Origin of the sequence: Thermococcus sp. Bubb.Bath, assembly GCF_012027595.1 — an archaeon.
Taxonomy (GTDB): Archaea; Methanobacteriota_B; Thermococci; order Thermococcales; family Thermococcaceae; genus Thermococcus.
Window position 1 is genome coordinate 89,851 of record NZ_SNUR01000001.1, and the last position, 17,883, is coordinate 107,733.

Annotated in this window: 12 protein-coding genes and 1 CRISPR repeat array (1 of these 13 only partly in view); of the genes, 6 read left to right on the top strand and 6 right to left on the bottom strand. The window is 52.8% G+C overall.

The window, feature by feature from the left end; translation table 11 throughout:
* A CRISPR array of direct repeats spans nt 1-822; the repeat unit is 30 nt; unit sequence CTTTCAATTCTCCCAGAGTCTTATTGGAAC (it extends 286 nt beyond the left edge of the window).
* A 455-nt stretch (nt 823-1,277) separates the two neighbouring features.
* The 5 genes from E3E29_RS00480 to E3E29_RS00500 form a co-directional block, all read right to left on the bottom strand.
* Nucleotides 1,278-2,888 carry a carbamoyltransferase gene (locus E3E29_RS00480; protein WP_167909032.1) on the bottom strand — a complete coding sequence of 537 codons (1,611 nt, stop codon included), beginning with the start codon at nt 2,886-2,888 and terminating at the stop codon, nt 1,278-1,280.
* Nucleotides 2,889-2,956: 68 nt separating this feature from the next.
* On the bottom strand, nt 2,957-4,411 hold the full coding sequence (gene proS / locus E3E29_RS00485) for a proline--tRNA ligase (RefSeq protein ID WP_167909747.1): 1,455 nt from the start codon (nt 4,409-4,411) through the stop codon (nt 2,957-2,959).
* 96 nt (nt 4,412-4,507) lie between these two features.
* Nucleotides 4,508-5,836 (bottom strand): CoA-disulfide reductase, encoded by a 1,329-nt coding sequence (gene cdr / locus E3E29_RS00490; protein WP_167909748.1) that lies wholly within the window; start codon nt 5,834-5,836, stop codon nt 4,508-4,510.
* Between the two features lie 64 nt (nt 5,837-5,900).
* On the bottom strand, nt 5,901-6,968 hold the full coding sequence (locus tag E3E29_RS00495; RefSeq protein WP_167909033.1) for a DUF1464 family protein: 1,068 nt from the start codon (nt 6,966-6,968) through the stop codon (nt 5,901-5,903).
* Nucleotides 6,969-7,020: 52 nt separating this feature from the next.
* Complete coding sequence (locus E3E29_RS00500; protein WP_167909034.1) at nt 7,021-7,266, bottom strand: hypothetical protein; 246 nt, start codon at nt 7,264-7,266, stop codon at nt 7,021-7,023.
* Nucleotides 7,267-7,345: 79 nt separating this feature from the next.
* Between E3E29_RS00500 and E3E29_RS00505 the strand changes: the two genes are divergently transcribed.
* Genes E3E29_RS00505 through E3E29_RS00520 form a run of 4 tightly spaced genes read left to right on the top strand, consistent with a single transcriptional unit; the run spans nt 7,346 to nt 9,239 of the window.
* Entirely contained in the window at nt 7,346-7,678 is a 333-nt protein-coding gene (locus E3E29_RS00505; protein WP_167909035.1) for a transcription factor S, read from the top strand.
* The gene (locus E3E29_RS00510) at nt 7,648-7,848 is read left to right on the top strand and encodes a hypothetical protein (RefSeq protein ID WP_394352955.1); all 201 of its coding nucleotides are present in this window, start codon (nt 7,648-7,650) and stop codon (nt 7,846-7,848) included. Before E3E29_RS00505 ends, E3E29_RS00510 begins: the two co-directional genes overlap by 31 nt.
* 2 nt (nt 7,849-7,850) lie before the next feature.
* Nucleotides 7,851-8,600, top strand: a complete 750-nt coding sequence (locus tag E3E29_RS00515; RefSeq protein WP_167909037.1) for a DNA polymerase sliding clamp — start codon at nt 7,851-7,853, stop codon at nt 8,598-8,600.
* Between the two features lie 51 nt (nt 8,601-8,651).
* On the top strand, nt 8,652-9,239 hold the full coding sequence (locus E3E29_RS00520; RefSeq protein WP_167909038.1) for a hypothetical protein: 588 nt from the start codon (nt 8,652-8,654) through the stop codon (nt 9,237-9,239).
* A 166-nt stretch (nt 9,240-9,405) separates the two neighbouring features.
* Here the strand turns inward: E3E29_RS00520 and E3E29_RS00525 are convergent, their stop codons facing one another.
* Nucleotides 9,406-13,446, bottom strand: coding sequence for a S8 family serine peptidase (locus tag E3E29_RS00525; protein WP_167909039.1), 4,041 nt, complete (start codon nt 13,444-13,446; stop codon nt 9,406-9,408).
* Nucleotides 13,447-13,845: 399 nt separating this feature from the next.
* Here E3E29_RS00525 and ppsA point away from each other — a divergent pair, with 399 nt between their 5' ends.
* Entirely contained in the window at nt 13,846-16,269 is a 2,424-nt protein-coding gene (gene ppsA / locus E3E29_RS00530) for a phosphoenolpyruvate synthase (protein WP_167909040.1), read from the top strand.
* 112 nt (nt 16,270-16,381) lie between these two features.
* Nucleotides 16,382-17,773: an MATE family efflux transporter gene (locus E3E29_RS00535; RefSeq protein ID WP_167909041.1), complete on the top strand. Its 1,392-nt coding sequence runs from the start codon at nt 16,382-16,384 to the stop codon at nt 17,771-17,773.
* Nucleotides 17,774-17,883 lie beyond the last annotated feature (110 nt).

Sequence of the window (17,883 nt, forward strand, 5' to 3'; positions counted from 1 at the left end):
TCTCCCAGAGTCTTATTGGAACTCGCTATGGTTTACGGGCTTAGCATAGAAGAGGCGACTTTCAATTCTCCCAGAGTCTTATTGGAACCTTCCTTCACTTAGCATCACCTTGAGGAAATAATGAACTTTCAATTCTCCCAGAGTCTTATTGGAACGCCGCAGCGGCAACTATGAATAAAAACGCAAAACCCGGCTTTCAATTCTCCCAGAGTCTTATTGGAACCTTTTCTACATAAGTGTGGTCAATTCTCCCTTGTGAACTTTCAATTCTCCCAGAGTCTTATTGGAACCTTAAGTTCCTCGACGGTTACCAGTATGATTTAATTACTTTCAATTCTCCCAGAGTCTTATTGGAACTTTCAAGAACAACCTGAATAACCTTGCGATTACCATCTTTCAATTCTCCCAGAGTCTTATTGGAACCTATGGTCTGGGCAATCTCCGGGGCGTAGTTCCTCACTTTCAATTCTCCCAGAGTCTTATTGGAACTCCATTACATACCATCCCCTATTACTGGGTTGGTTTCACTTTCAATTCTCCCAGAGTCTTATTGGAACGTATTTGTTGTTATCATATAATTGGACGTTATCAGACTTTCAATTCTCCCAGAGTCTTATTGGAACTGGCCGTTAGCAAAGTAGCGGAGGGAGCGGAGAATGCTTTCAATTCTCCCAGAGTCTTATTGGAACATCACGTTCACAAAACCACCCGGTAACAGCTACATGACTTTCAATTCTCCCAGAGTCTTATTGGAACAGATATCTATCGTTCCAGAAGGGGGTACGGTTCTCCCTTTCAATTCTCCCAGAGTCTTATTGGAACAGGGTAAGTTTTCCCTTCTTTTGCCCAACAAAAGAATGAGAAGCCCTTAATCTTATAAGCCTTTCCCCGAAGGGGACTTCACAAAGCCGCCAGAAGGCGTGGATTAGACGCCTAAGAAGTGTTGGTTTGTTTGGGGATATCCGCGCAAATCCGGGATTTTCTGTGTACGAAGTTGATCGTGAAACTTCCAGGAGTTGATGAGGGCTTTAATTCTAGTATACATGATTTAAACAGTCTGGATTTGGAAAAAGAACAAATTCCATGTGGATAGCCCATTATGGGGCTTTTTCCACTCTTATTTCGATAACCCAAAAGAATTTCGTAATAATTTGCTAAAATTTTGTAACATCATGTTCCATAACAACAAAGTGTTACTAAAGAGTTCCAGGGGAGCAGAAAGACCCCAATTTAGAGGTAACCTTCTAAAAGGGAATTAAAACTAGAAAAAAGGATTCTCAGCGTGATACGACGAAATTCCCAATCACTAAGAGGTCAAGGTTAGCGTTCCTGAAAGTCCGTACTGCATCACTTGGTGAGCAGACTATCGGCTCTCCGTGCATATTGAAGCTGGTGTTGAGCACTGCGCCGACCCCTGCTTTTTTATTGAATTCTTTAATTATTGAATAGTATAGTTCATTGATTTCCTTCCTTACAGCCTGTGGCCTGGTGGTCCCGTCAACGTGGACAACCGCCGGAGCTATTTCCTTGAATTCCTCGCTGGCAGTATAGCTCATCGTCATGAACTCGTTGGGCCTTCCGTCTAGGTCTTCAAGGTATTCTCCTGCCTTCTCCCAGAGCATGGAGGGTGCAAAGGGCTGGAAGACGTCCCGCTTAAGGGCGACGTTGAGCCTCTCCTTAACATTTTCATCCCGCGGGTTGGCCAGAATCGAGCGGTTGCCCAAAGCTCTCGGCCCGAACTCTATTCTCCCCTGTAAAAGGCCTACGAGCTTGCCCTCAACAAGGGCGTCGGAAACGAAGCCGGGGACATCGCTTATCTCCTCGTACTCAACACCCTCTTCCTTAAGAACGCTCTCTATTTCCTCGTCAGAGTACTCGGGCCCTAGATAAACGTTCTCCAGCTTGACGGGCCTCCAATTGCCATTGAGCTTCTCTAACTGGGCCTTAACGAAGACCGCCGCCCCGAAGGCGAGGCCTCCATCGTCCATCGCAGGGAACACCCAGAGACTGTCATCCCCAAAGACGTGCCTCAGGACGGCGTTGGCCTTGACGTTCTGGGCAACACCGCCGGCGTAGGCCACAGGTATGGAGTATCCCTTGAGCCTGAGGCCGAGCTCCTCAATGATCTTCTCAAGGTGAGCTTGAGCGCTGGCGGCTATCTCTATCGCCCTCTTCTGGAGCTTGCCGTCAAGCTTTCCATGCTTCATCTGGGTGGCTATCTCCTTTGCATGCCTTATGGGGTACTTAAACAGCTCAGCGAGTCTTCTCGTTGCCTCAATGCCGACAACTTTAAGGTGGTTCTCGAAGGTCAAGCCATTGAGCTCAATTATCGAGCTTAAATCGTAGGTGGGCTTTCCGTAAGCGGCGAGACTCATCACCTTACCCTCGTGCCTCATCGGCTTGAAGCCGAGGAGTTCAGTAACAGATGCATAGAAGTCGCCGAGGGAGTCAAGGTAGGTACTCTGGGCTATCCTGACCATCTCACCATCCCTGGCAACGTAGATGGACGAGCTAAGTCCGTCGCCGGCGGCATCGATGCTCAGTGCCACCGCGTCTCTCCACCCGGAGGTGTAGTAGGCTGAAGCCGAATGGGCGAGGTGGTGCTCTACGAGGAGGACTTTCCTTTTGAAGTCCGGCCCGAAGATAGCCCTCAGGTTCTTCTCAAGCTCAATTAAGCGGCCCTGCTTTCTGAAGATTCCCGCGACGGCTATGACCTCAACGTCCTCCGGGCTGGCCCCGCCCATTTCAAGTACCTTCCTTATGCTCCGCTCCGGGAAGCCACGATATTTCTTGACCCTGTTGAGCCTCTCCTCATTTACTGCGAAGATTTTCTCGCCGTCTACCAGAACCGCCCCAGCATCGTGGCCGTCGTGGACTCCAAGGATCATTTGCCTCCACCGCAAAATTTTGAAGTAAGATAATCTCCTCCTGATCCGGAATTCAAAAATAGGGGAAATCAGAAGGTTCTAGCGAATCTCGCGATAAATCTCGCCTCCCTGCCGCAGACCGGGCACTTCTTGCCCTCGATACCTTCCTTCGCCTTCTCCTCTGGATATGGGATTCCGAGCATCTTGGCGTCGAGCTCTTCCTCCATCTTGAGGCCGCACTCCTCCTCACCACACCATGGAATCTCGACGATTCCGCGCCTGTCCTCGAAGACTGCCTTGGCCTCTTCGATGGTCTCAACGCGCTTGATGTGGCTCTCCAGGAACTCCTTCGCGCGGCTGTAGAGGTTCTCAATTATCTCGTCGAAGGTTCTCCTGACGGCATCTATGAGCTCGTCCCTCTCAACGACCTCCTTGGTGAGGGTGTCGCGCCTCGCTATGACGGCCTTCTTCCCCTCCACGTCCCTCGGGCCGACCTCTATCCTAACTGGGACACCCTTCAGTTCCCAGTCGTAGTACTTCCTGCCGGGCCTTATGTCGCGCTCGTCGACGTGAACTCTTATTCCGGCTGTTCTAAGCTCCTCTGCTATCTCGCGCGCGTAGGCGAAGACGTCGGCTTCGGTATCCTTCTTCGGTATCGGGACGATGACGACCTGTATCGGTGCTATCGTGGGTGGAAGGACGAGGCCGTTGTCGTCGCCGTGTATCGCCATTACCGCGGCCAAAAGGCGCTCGCTCATTCCGAAGGTTGTCTGGTGAACAAATTCGTGCTCTCCCTCCTCCGTCTCGTACTGGATGTTGTAGGCCTTCGCGAAGTTCTGCTTGTAGTTGTGCATGGTTCCTATCTGGAGCGTCCTGCCGTCGGGCATCATTACCTCGGCACCGAGGGAGTAGTAGGCGCCGGGGAACTTGTCCCACTCGGGGCGCTTTGAGACTATGTAGGGAATCGCGAGGAACTTTGCGAGATTGTCGAATATCTCAAGGTCCTCCTTTATCTGCCTCTCAGCGTCCTCGTAGCTGTCGTGGGCCGTGTGGGCCTCAAAGAACCTGCTTATCTCCCTGACGCGGATGAGGGGCCTCGTGTGCTTGGTCTCGTAGCGGTAGGTGTTGACTATCTGGTAGACCTTGAAGGGTAGGTCAGCGTGGGACCTTATCCAGAGGGAGAACATCGAGTACATAGCAGTCTCGCTTGTGGGCCTGAGGATAAGCCTGATGTCCAGCGGGTCGTGGCCGGCGTGGGTGACCCAGTATACCTCACCCTCGAATCCCTTTATGTGGTCTGCTTCCTTCTGGAACTCGGTTTCGGGGATTAAGGCCGGAAAGAGAACCTCGTTGTGGCCGGTTCTCTCCATCTCCTCATGGATGAAGCGCTCGATGTTGCGCATGATTTTAAGCCCGTACGGGAGCCAGATGTTCATCCCCTTGACCGGATAGCGCTTGTCCTGGATTCCAGCGGTCTCGATGAGCTCGTTATACCACTCGCTGAAATTCTCGCTCCACTTTTCTCTCTTAACTTTACCCGCCATCTGCACCACCTAGGCGTTGCAGGGAAAAGCACTTTATTAAGTTTTTTTCGATTGAAGCCGATGACAGAAAAAGTTGGGAGAAATAACAGGAGAAGCCTAAAACTTCAGAACCCTCTGGAGGACTATCAACGGGTCCCAAACCGGAGCGAAGGGCGGTGCGTAGGCTAGATCTGTGAAGAAGGCATCCTTCGTTGTGAATCCTGCAGTGAGCATGGCGGCTGCCGTGTCTATCCTAGGGAGTATCTCGGCGCCGACGGCCTGGACTCCAAGGAGCCTGTTCGTCTCGTTGTCAACCACACCTTTTAGCCATATCGGTCTCGCTCCGGGGTAGTAGTGGGGCCGTGTGGTGGATTTAATGAAGGCGCTCCTGACGTCGTAGCCTTCTCTCATCGCCTCAGTTTCCGTCAAGCCGCTTTTGCCTATCTCCACGTCGAAGAACTTGGTAACGCTCGTTCCAAGGACGCCGGGGAAGTGTATCTCCTTCCCAGCAATGTTGCTCCCGGCCACGTAACCCATCTTGTTTCCAACGGGGGCGAGGGGTATCCAGACGCGCCTTCCCGTAATCAGGTGCCTCGTCTCGGCAACGTCTCCGGCTGCATAAATGTTCTCAACGCTCGTTTCCATCCTCTCGTTTGTCCATATTGCTCCTGTCTCGCCGATTCTGACACCGATTTCCTTGGCAAGCTCGATATTGGGCCTTATCCCAGTTGCGACGACAACCAACTCGGCCTTGTACTCGCCGGCGTCAGTGATGACCTTCTCAACCCTCTCGCTTCCTTCGATGCGGAGGGTTATCTCCTCAGTGCGGAGGTTTATCCTCTTTTTCATTTCCTCTTCCAGGACGTCGGTTATCTCTTTGTCGAAGGCCTTGGCCATAACCCTTTCGTTCCTCTCAATAAGGGTCACGTTCATCCCCTGGGCTGCGAAGGCCTCCGCCATCTCAACGCCGATGTATCCGCCCCCGATTACAACCGCACTTTTAACTTCGTTGGAACCTATATACTCCCTAATCGCAACGGCATCGGGCGGCAGGTCCGCGGTGAACACGCCCTTCAGGTTCATTCCCCCTATCGGCGGAACCCTCGGCGAGGCGCCGTTGGCGAAGACCAGGTAGTCCCACCCGTAGATGTGTTCGCCGTCCTCTTCCCTGACCCTAACGCTGCCCTGCTCGACCTCTATCACCTCCGCCTTCATGTGGAGGTCTATGCCGCGCTTCTTGATGAAGACCTCGGGCGGGTAGTGCATGAGCTTCTCCTTCTCTGATATGCCTTCAACAACGTAGGGGATGCCGCATGGTGCGTGACTGACCCATTCAGTAGCCTCGAAGACCTTGACGTCCCATTCCGGCTTGAGCCTCTTAACACGGGATGCGGCACTCATTCCGGCCGCTCCGCCACCTATGATGACGACCGTCTTTCTCTCCATCACCATCACCGGGGGAGGTTCTGAGCCTTAAGTTAAAAATGTTGGTGGGCAGAAAAGAGAAGTATCAAGAGACCAGAGGAAGCTTCACCCATTCTAAGACGCTTCCGTGGCTCTTCTTTATCTCCACGTGCTCAACGAGCTCCTTAAACTGTCCTCCTGCCAAACCGTCTCCGATTATTGCGCTTCCCTGGGCGGCCTCCTTTGCCTTGCCCTCAAGGCCCCTCTGCTTGACCACCGGGAGGCCAAAGCGCTCCTTGAAGAGGTCTTCAACGTCCTTTCTAAGCTCATCTATGCGCATCAGCCTGCCGGATAGGATTATCTCCTTTGCATCTCCAACGACAGTGAGCTCGCTCGCCACTGCCTTTACAAAGCCGTCTTTCATGGCCTCCCAGGCCTTTGCGAAGGGCTCCTCATCGAGTCTCCTGGCGAACTCTTCTGGAGGGAGTATCTTCTCTGCGGCGATTATGGTTGCCCCACCCCAGAACAGGTGCCACTTCTTGATGTGGCTCATGAGATAGGCCACCTCGCCGTCGAGGGCACCGCTGTTCACGTAGGCCGGCCCGGGGAAGATGGTTCCACCGATGCCGTCCACTATCTTTCCGCCCTTGACCGCTCCGGCGTAGTTGTAGCCGAAGCCGACCTCAAGGAGGGCGAATGAAACGTCGGAGTAGCCAATACTGAGCCTCTTGGCCTGATCATAGATTCCGAGGACCGTTATCGCGATCTTGTCGGCGGTACCCATGTCCACCTTGTTGTACTTCCTCCACTCCGGAACCGTTGGGAGGTGTATGACGCCGGGGATGAACCAGACGTTCATGCCCTTCTCGGCCATCTGGCTTACCATCTCCTGGAGGCCGATGAGGACGGGGATTTCCTTCATCTCCTCCTCCCAGACGAGCGTCATCTCGAAGCGGTCTCTATCTGTGAGCTCGCTTATGTGCCTGAGGGGAACGCCGTAGCCGCTCGGCCCAATGATTATGTCGGCGTTGAACTCCTCTATTGCCTTCACTATCCTTCCAGGGTCTTCCGCAACGACCTCGCTTGGATAGCTGAGGTCGAGCTTTACCTTGCCGTCTTCAAGGCCAATCACATCGAAGCTCTTGGTTCCGGGGTCAACGCCTATGACTCTCATTGCACTCCACCGGAGGGAGATACTCCGGTAATTTAAAAATTTAAGTGCTTTTTCAGGTCTTCCTTAGGACTATCTCGTAGCTTCTTTCACCTTTTATCACACTGAGAACGAGGCTCTTGTCATAGTCCAGGAACTTGGCCCCTGTGATGGAGTAGCCCTCCTTTTCAAGGAACTCCTTAAACTTCAGGCCCAAGTCGCCGAAAAGCTCGGCGGCTAGGGTTGCGAGACTTGGTTCCTCCACCTTCAGCTCCGAATGGTACTTCCTCGCGAGCTCAAAAACATCCGCTTCATCCGTCATATGTATCACCACACTGATTTCTTCACAAACCTTTTTATTCTCTTCCCACATACCCAACCACCGGCTGGAGGTGTGGAAGATGAAGTTCTGCCCGAAGTGCGGTAACCTCATGCTCCCTGACAGGAAGCGCAAGGTGTGGGTCTGCAGGGTATGCGGCTACGAGGAGCCGTTTGACGAGGAAAAGGACAAGGAAAAAACGGTCATCAAGCAGAAAGTCGAGCACAAGCCCGACGAGCAGGTGGTCGTGGTGGACAAGGATGTCAAGACTCTCCCGATAGCCCACGTAACGTGCCCCAAGTGCGGAAACGACACCGCCTACTGGTGGGAGATGCAGACCAGGGCCGGAGACGAGCCGAGTACGATATTCTACAAATGTACCAAATGCGGCTACGTCTGGAGGGCCTACGAGTGAGCGATCTGGAGCGTGAGGCCATCCTGCGGCTGGCCGAGAAGGCCCTTAAGGAGCTGGAGGAAGCCTACCGTAGGGTTCCAGATGTTGACAACGGAAAAGCTTATTTATTCCGGGGAAAAGAGAGGATTAGGCTGATGCTTGAGGTACTGAGGGATAATAAGGAGGGGTGAAGATGGCGTTTGAAATCGTTTTTGACGATGCCAAGGAGTTTGCTGACCTGATAGCCACTGCCAGCAACCTTATCGACGAGGCTGCTTTCAAGATAACCGAAGAGGGCATTGGAATGCGCGCGATGGATCCGAGCAGGGTCGTTCTCATAGACCTTAACCTCCCCCAGAGCATATTCTCAAAGTACGAGGTGGAAGAGGAGGAAACCATTGGAGTCAACATGGACCACTTCAAGAAGATACTCAAACGCGGGAAGGGCAAGGACACCCTCGTCCTCAGAAAGGGCGACGAGAACTTCCTTGAGATAACATTCGAAGGCACCGCCAAGAGGACTTTCCGGCTCCCGCTCATCGACGTTGAGGAACTTGAGCTCGACCTTCCGGAGCTTCCGTTCACGGCTAAGGTCGTTCTCCTCGGTGAGGTGCTCAAGGAGGCCATAAAGGATGCCTCCCTAGTCAGCGACGCCATAAAGTTCATGGCAAAGGAGAACGAGTTTGTAATGAGAGCTGAGGGAGAGACAAACGAGGTCGAGATAAAGCTAACACTCGAAGACGAGGGCCTTCTCGACCTTGAAGTCGAGGAAGAAACCAAGAGCGCCTATGGAATAAGTTATCTCGCCGACATGGTGAAGGGCATAGGAAAGACCGATGAGGTCACCGTTCGCTTTGGCAACGAGATGCCCCTCCAGATGGACTACTACATACGCGATGAAGGAAAGCTGACGTTCCTGCTGGCTCCCCGCGTTGAGGACTGATTTTATTTCCTTTCTTCAACTTTGAGAATCCTTTGAACGGCGGTGGAAGCAATGGACATCATCAAACTCAGGGAGATGCTCGAAGGGGAGCTTTCAACTCCTGATCTCGCCCAGATTGAGGACTCTTTCTACGAGGATTTCGACAGCCTGATGAAGGCCCTCCGGATTGGGGCGGAGAACTCCAGGGAGCGCGGCGAGGAGCTGGAGGAGGGACTCTATCTGGAACAGCTTAAAATAGCCGATGCCCTCATGAGGGAGATAATCCGGCTGAGACTCCATAAACTGGTTGATATGGTGTTCACCGGCTCTGGTTCTCCTGGAGAACTTGCTGAGGAGGAGAGAAAGCTGTTCCTGATCCTCAAGGCCTTTGTGGAGCGCGAGGAATTTGGGAGGTTCCAAGTTTCCACAGAGGAAGAGGCCCCTCATGAAGAGTCTTCAGTTCTGGAAGAAACTTCCTCTGCGGAAATGGAACCGGTTAGGGAAGCTTACATAGTGTCCGTTGACCTTCCGTCAATCTTGGATACCCATCTTGAGGAGTACGGTCCAATATCCGCGGGAGATCTCGTTGTCCTTCCCAGGGAACTTGCAAAAGTGCTCGTTGAAAGGGGAGTCGCCCATAGGGTGAGGATCTCCGTTTGAGTTTGTATTTCTCATGACTTTCTTGATGTCTTCTGTGCTCATCTCCTTCATCGAGAACTAGGGGGAATATCCTTAAGAACTAAATAGAGTCTAGAAAATTCTACAGATGTAGCACTGCCACTTAGAATGGGGAGTATCAAAACAAAAAGAAGAAGTTAGAGGAGGCTCAATCGCGCCCTCCGAACCTTGCTATGAATATCTGCAGTATGTAGTTGGCTTTCTTCTCAAGGATGTACGCCTTCTTCATGTACTGCTCCGCCAGAGCGAGGTTGGTCCCCTCGAGGCTCTCTGCCTTGTTGTAGTACCAGTGGGCTAAGCTGTTGTACCTTCCAGTGACAATGCTGACTATGAGGTAGTACCTCTGTGGGAGGACCTGTGACGCGTTCTCAAGGAGTGTCTCGTACATGCTGGCCTCTTCGAGGTAGAGCTTCTCGTAGTACCTGAACTTGGCATTCTTGTCGAGCTCCTGGATTGTGAAGACAGCCGCAGCGTCCTGGTAGTCTGGGTTGATCGCCTTGACGATTAGCCTGTCTCCAAAGCTCTTTGGTGTGTAGGAGAACTCAAGCACACCGTTGTCGGTGTAGTAGGATTTTCCGTTGATTATGAACTCAGTGGTTCCTTTAGTTATGCTCGTCATGGTCTGGGGGTCATAAGCGATTATCTTTATCTTGGTGGATTGTCCTATACTTATCGGTTCCTCAGCGTAGGCTGTAAGTCCCATCTTCGGAAGGCCGACCTGGACTATTATTGGATAACATCCAATGACCTCTCCAGTTGTTGCGTCCTTAACTTTGATAGCACCCAAGTATGTTCCGTTGGCTGGGATCTTGATACCAACATATGCTGCTCTAATGTCGTTATTCGGGACGATAAGATCTGGGGTGACAGTTATATCACCGCTGTTCCCTCCGAGGAGCTGGTAATAGAACAGGTAGTGGATTGGGTTGTACCCTGCCGTATAGTATCCATATACTGCTATGAGATAGTATCCTGGGGCCGGCATGAACTTCTCAAATGACTCATAGGAGGTTGGTCCGATCTGGTTTGTATAAACTGTGTAATTAGTGAAGTTCATGAGGTCCTCGTAGGTCGGGAAGTAGAACACGTAGAGGTCGAGGTCTGCACTTGGGTCTTCGGGCTGCGTTATGCCGACGCGGAGGTAGTAATCATCATTGGATACTGGAATAACTCTAATCACGTCCCAAGCGTCCTGATTAACATTCCGGATCATTACGTGGGTACTGTCAAGTCTTCCCATTCCCATACCTGAGAGCTGGGCATGGAATGTGCCGTAGTTATTGTTTTTGACACTTACGATAGTTTGTATCTCTCCGGGGTTTGCCATGTTGGCATGTATCTTATCTGGAATAAGAGTGATACCCAATGTTTCAACGGTTATAGTGTAGTGGGACTCGTCATAACCTGTCCTAGCCTTGGTAAAGGTGCTTGTATAAGCGGTTATTTCCCAGGTTCCAGGTTCTGGGTCTTTAATAGTCCACGTGTACTCCGGGAGCCCCGGACCGACGAACCAGTATCCTGGAACGTAGGCAGCGGCTACCTCTCCGTTGGGCTTGGCTATCATGAGGGTAGTCCTGCCCATGGGCGTTCCGTTCTCGTCAAGAGGAACCTGGAGGGTTACCTTGAGCTCCTTGGTACCTGGGGCTACCTGGTAGTAGTAGTGCTTGGCGACACCCGGAAGGGCAGTGTCGCTGAGCGTGGCATGGCTCTCACCGTTCGGGTTCATCGGCATGTCGACGATGACCGGTATGAAGCCGTCGATGTAGCTCGTCCTCGGATCGTCGATGTAGACGAAGCCAACGTAGATGTGGCCCGGCTGGAGCTGGGAGTAGTCGATCTGGATTGAGAACGCACCGAGCGTTCCGTTACCCGCTACCACATTGCTGGCCATGGGTATTATCCAGCTGTCGCTGGAGCTTATGTGATATGTCGTGGCGGGGATATTATCAAGGCCGTAGCCTGGGTAGTAACCCATCGGGTAGAAGTAGAGCGGCACGCTTTCTGGGAACTCGTTCCTGATGTAGACACCGCGGTAGAGGTAAGGAAGCCCCATGTTGTAGAAGTAACTGTTGAACTCAACGTAAGCCGGGCTGAGAGGTATCTTCTTCTCCCCGAGTTCGTTCCTGAAGCCGGTCCAGGTGGTTCCACCGTAGATATATGTTGTCGGCTGGGAGCTGAGGTTCTGGAGGATCTTGATTGAGTTCTCCACCTGGATGAGGCCGAAGCCCTGGTCGATTGGTGTGGCCTCCTCAACTGGCATCGCTCCCATCTCAAGGGCGCGCCTTATCATGAGTGGGTTGTAGCTGAGACCGTGGGCCTTGGCGTAGCTTATGAGGAGTGCAACGGCGCCGCTGACGTGAGGAGTTGCCATTGAAGTCCCATCCCAAATGCCGTAGTATCCATAGGAGTTGTTGTCTAAGACAGTGTAGTAGAGCGGCAGGCTGGAGAATATCATCTCACCTGGGGCTATGACATCTGGCTCTAAGAGGCCGTCCATCCTCGGGCCTCTGCTTGAGAAGCTTGCAACTGTGTTTGCGACTCCCTCCACAGGGGACGGAAGACCATATAGATACTGAGCAACTGTTTTCCAGAGGTAGCTTGAACGGAACGCACCGACGGTTATGACGAGGTCGCTGTCACCTGGCGAGCCCACCGTGTTGGTCGTGGGACCGTCGTTGCCGGCCGCTATAGCGAAGGTAACGCCAAATTGGGCGGTTATGAGGTTGGCGTAGAATATCGCCGGATCCTCGAGGCCGTCATTATACGTTGCAAGTCCACCAAGGGACATGCTTATAACATCGGCACCGTGGAAAGCCGCATAGAACATGCCGTTGATTATCCAGCTGTCCATTCCAAAGCCCTGCTGACCGGCCAGAACCTTAACTTCCATGAGCTGGGCATCAGGTGCCATTCCGTAGTCACCGCTGAAGACGGGATCGTTCGGAAGGCCAACTCCGGCTATCGTGCCGCTAACGTGGGTTCCGTGACCGAATGAATCCCACATAAACATGGCGTATCCTATGCCGGCTCCGTATGGGATGTCAACTGGATAGTTCTCAGAGTTGTTCATGTTACCTATGTGCACCCTGGCGAAGGCAACGTCCACCTTGGTCTTGGGGGTCTGGACGTAATCCCCTGTCAGGTCGTAGAGGCCCATCGGCTGGTCGTCGGTGAAGTTGTTGTCGAGGTTGAAGTCGATGTAAGCAACCATGTTACCACTTTCGTTTACAATGAGGACTGGATAAACGTTTCTCAGGTCCCCATAGGTTCCTTCGCTGTACGGGTTGTATCCAGTAAAGTTGTTGAAGTCGAAGTACCTCTCCGGGAGGAGGCCGAGGTAGTACTCGCTTCCGCTTATGTTACCCACGTAGTAGGTTCCCATCGTATAGTTGGTGAACTCCTTGTGCCCATAGTACTTGTAGTAGGCGCCCCAGTAGACGGGGACGGTCATGTTAACCGTGATGAACCCGTTGTGAGTTGTGTTGGTCTCGTAGAATAACTGGGCGATCCCCTCGTCAGTGTCATCGTACACATCGATTATCTTCCTCTTCCCGTCGAGGGTTCTCTGGAGGTACGGTTGGCCAACGTCAACGCCGGTGTCGAGAACGGCGACGGTAACGTTGTCACCCAGGTCGTTATAGTCGTGCCAGACGTTGTAGGCCTGGGTTACGAACTGACCGAAGTCCCACCAGCCGAAGGTCATGTTGGGGGCCATAGTTCCATTGGAGGTCGTGTCAGTGGGTCTGTGGATGGGTGGGAGGGACCTGTGAATAGGTGAGAGACCAGCTTCGGGTACCACTGGTTTTTGAAGCCTGACTGTGTGATCCTTCCAGATTCCGATTATGCCGCCGATCTGCTTGAGCTTCCCAAGGTTCTTGCGCGGGATCGTGGCGACAATGAATTGGTACTCCGGCTTGCTGATCGGGTCTATTTTGCCGATCTTTTCTATCGCTTTGTAAACTTCCATGGCCTTGTTCCTGGCCGGTGCTATGATGACGTGTACTTCCTTCTCGTTTCCGTTCAGCAGTTTGTCGATCTGCTTGTTGACTGGCATTATCGGGGTCTGCTGAATAGTCGTCTGGTGAATACTATTCGTTCCGCTGGCTGCTACAGAAGGTAGCGAGGTCGCTGGAACGATGGCCAGTGCCATAACAAAAACAACCAAGAGGCTAAGGGCTTTTCTGTTCATAATTCAAGACACCTCCATGCAGGTCTGTGCAGTGATGTATCTATCATAGGAGTTATTAAATTTTCCGTTGCCGCTGGGGGTGATACACAGACAAGGAACCTTTTATATTAACAGTTCATACCTTTGAGAGCTAGAGATTTAATTTAGTTCATTTGTAATATTCTGAACTTTTTCCTCCATTGAAAGACTTGAAAGTCCATTATAGAACGTGGTGTTTCTAACAGACCTTTTGAATACAAAAGGGCACTGAATGGGGCACTCTTGGCTCTTGTATTCCGATGCTTATTCCTGTCTGTTCTCCAACATCCTTAAAGAGCTTTCCCCAGTCATTTCAGTTAATTTTAAATAGGGTTTACGTATATCACCACCGGTAAGTACTTTAAAAACGGAGGGATTGCCATGAGTGAATACAGGTTTGTGAAGTGGTTTGAGGAGCTCGGAAAGGGCGATGTTGCCCTTGTAGGTGGAAAAGGTGCCAACCTTGGTGAACTAACCAACGCGGGCATTCCTGTTCCGCCCGGGTTCTGTGTCACGGCCGAGGCTTACAAGTACTTCGTTGAGAACGTTAAGGTTAGCAAGGCTGATATAGAGAAGATAATGGGTGAGAGGGCCAAGAGCGGCGTTCTCGCCGAGGTTCTCGCCAGCGCTCCGGAGGAGGCCAGACCCCTCCAGGACTGGGTTATGGACATAGCTTCCAGGACCAACGTTGACGACAGCAGGGAGCTCCTTGACAACACCGCCGTCATAAGGGAGCTCATAGACAGCATGCCGATGCCGGAAGAGATAAAGACCGAGGTTCTCGATGCCTACCACAAGCTCAGCCAGAAGTTCAACCAGGACGCGGTTTACGTCGCAGTTAGGAGCTCGGCCACCGCTGAGGACCTTCCAGAGGCTTCCTTCGCCGGCCAGCAAGAGACCTACCTCGACGTTTACGGCGACGAGGACCTCCTTGAGAATGTGAGAAAGTGCTGGGCCAGCCTCTGGACCGCCCGCGCTACGTTCTACAGGGCAAAGCAGGGCTTCGACCACAGGAGGGTTTACCTCTCAGCGGTCGTCCAGAAGATGGTCAACAGTGAGACCAGCGGCGTCATGTTCACCGCCAACCCAGTCACCAACGACAGGAACGAAATAATGATCAACGGTGCTTGGGGACTCGGTGAGGCTGTCGTCAGCGGTGCCGTTTCACCCGACGAGTACATAGTTGAAAAGGGCACTTGGAAGATAAAGGAGAAGTACATCGCCGAGAAGGAGGTCATGTACGTCCGCAACCCCGAGACCGGTAAGGGAACCGTTCTCGTCAAGGTCGCCGACTTCCTCGGCCCGGAGTACGTCAAGAAGCAGGTTCTCACCGAGGAGCAGATTATCGAGGTCGCCCAGATGGGTGCCAAGATAGAGGCACACTACCAGTACCCGCAGGACATCGAGTGGGCCTACGACAAGGACGACGGCAAGCTCTACATCGTCCAGAGCAGGCCGATAACCACCCTCAAGGAGACCAAGACCGAGGAAGCTGAGGAGGTTACCGAGGAGATGGAGGTCATCCTCAAGGGTCTCGGAGCTTCACCTGGCGTTGGCGCTGGAAAGGTCGTCATAGTCCTCGACGTCAACGACATCGACAAGGTCAAGGAGGGCGACGTTCTCGTAACGACGATGACCAATCCGGACATGGTTCCGGCAATGAAGAGGGCTTCTGCTATCGTTACTGACGAGGGTGGAAGAACCTGCCACGCGGCCATCGTTGGAAGGGAGCTCGGTATCCCGACAGTCGTTGGCACCAAGGAGGCCACTAAGAAGCTCAAGGACGGCATGCTCATCACCGTTGACGGAACCAGGGGTGTTGTCTACAAGGGGATAGTGAAGAGCCTCGTTAAGGAGGAAAAGGAGAAGGCAGAGAGCAAGGTCGTCGTTGCCGGTGCCCCGCTCATAACCGCGACCGAGGTCAAGGTCAACGTCTCGATGCCCGAAGTTGCCGAGCGCGCAGCTGCCACCGGCGCCGACGGTGTTGGACTCCTCCGTGCTGAGCACATGATACTCGGCATAGGCGCCCATCCGGTCAAGTTCATTAAGGAGGGCAGGGAGGAGGAGCTCGTCGAGAAGCTCGTCGAGGGCATCAGGAAGGTTGTCGAGGCCTTCTACCCGAGGCGCGTCTGGTACAGGACCCTTGACGCCCCGACCAACGAGTTCCGCGAGCTTCCGGGCGGAGAGGACGAACCAGTTGAGAGGAACCCGATGCTTGGCTGGCGCGGAATCAGGCGCGGTCTTGACCAGCCAGAGCTCCTCAGGGCCGAGTTCAAGGCCATCAAAAGGCTCGTCGATGAGGGCTACGACAACATCGGTGTCATGCTCCCGCTCGTCAGCTACCCGGAGCAGGTCAGACAGGCCAAGGAAATCGCCCTCAGCGTTGGTCTCATCCCGCACAAGGACGTTGAGTGGGGCGTCATGATTGAGACCCCAGCCAGCGCCCTTATCATCGAGGACCTCATCAAGGAGGGCCTTGACTTCGTCAGCTTCGGCACCAACGACCTCACCCAGTACACCCTCGCCATCGACAGGGACAACGAGCGCGTCTTCAAGCTCTACGACGAGAAGCACCCGGCCGTTCTCAAGCTCATCGAGAACGTCATTAAGACCTGCAAGAAGTACGGCGTCGAGACCAGCATCTGCGGCCAGGCAGGAAGCGACCCGAAGATGGTCAAGCTCCTCGTCAGGATGGGAATCGACAGCATCAGCGCCAACCCGGATGCCGTCGAGCTCGTCAGGAAGACCGTCTACCGCGAAGAACAGAGGATGATGCTCGAGGCCGCCAGGAAGGCCCTTGAGTGAGAGTTTTCCCTCTTTTCTACTTCGTTTTCTTCGTTTAGGAGATACTACTTTTTAGAGCTGGCCCTTTTATCCACCCTAAAGTTTTTATACCAACGTTTCGATTGCTATCGTAATGAACGGTGAGAAAGTTGAAGCAATGCGTGAGCAGATAGTGAGCGGCCCCATTGTTAAAACGCTCATCCTGTTAGCCTACCCTCTAATCGTCAACAGGCTCGTTCAGGTCCTATACAATCTCACCGACACATTCTGGCTGGGCAAGCTCGGCATGGAGCAGCTGGCCGCACCAGGAACCGCCTGGCCCCTCGTCTGGTTCTTCATGAGCATAGGTATGGGGTTTGCCACCGCTGGCTTCGCCTTCGTAAGCCAGTACATCGGGGCGAGGGAATATGAGAGAGCCAACCGTGCGGCAGGGGCGCTTTACTCGCTCATGATGCTCTTTGCGATAGGCGTCGGGCTTTTCGGGGTCATCTCGGCGCCTTATCTCTTGGCCTTCATGAATGTGAGCAACACCGTTTATCCCTACGCCCTCAGCTACACGAGGGTTATCTTTGCCGGGATTCCTTTCTCATTCACGCTCTTTGCCTTTAACTTCCTCCTCAGGGCCATAGGGGACACAAAAACTCCCGTTAAGATAAACGTCGGCACAGTTCTCCTCAACCTTGTTCTAGACCCCCTCTTCATCTTCGGTTTGGGCCCCTTTCCGAGGCTTGGGGTTACTGGAGCGGCCGTTGCAACGATGCTCTCGAATAGTATCGGCTCGATTATCGGTGGCTACCTCCTGTTTAAAGGCAGGGTAGGAATCCATCTAGACCTCGAGACCCTAAAACCGGACAGGCACTTCTACGGCAAGATTTTCAGGGTTGGAATCCCGTCGAGTGTTGGTTCTTCAACCACGGCCCTTGGTTTCATTATTCTAGCGAGGATAATCTTCACACTAGGCGGGGAGTTCGGGAACGCGGCCGTTGCCTTCGCAACGTACAGCATAACCAACAGGCTCACCAACTTCATGTTCGCCTTCTCCGACGGCATAAGCATGGCAATGGGAACCATGGTCGGCCAGACAATCGGCGCGAAGCTCTATGATAGGGCCAAGGTCATAGCGGAGAGAACCATGGCAATAAACTTCGCGATACTCGGTGCCGGAACGCTCATATTCATCCTCTTCCGCGTTCCTATCTTCAGGTTCTTTATCAACAATCAGGCGATAATAGCCGAGAGCGCCAAGGTTGTCAAGTACTTCGCGGCTTCGCTGCCCTTCTTCGGAATCTTTGATGCCGTAAACAGCACCTTCCAGAGCGCAGGCCACACCAAGAAGAGCATGGTAATCGGAATGGTCCGCCTCTGGGGAATAAGGCTACCCCTGAGCTACGGGCTGGGGTTTTTCATGAGGGGCACCGCAGGAATATGGCTTGGCATGGGGCTGAGCAATTTTCTTGGGGCGGTAATAGCGCTCGCATGGTTCCTCCGCGGAAGCTGGATGAAGAGGATCATCGAGAGGCATTAAATTTCAGGTACTGTTATTAAATTTCTTCTGCTCATTGCCCTATTCTCTTATTATCGAGCACTATTTTTCGTTCTCGTGACCCAAACCAAAAACTTTATAGACTAAACATA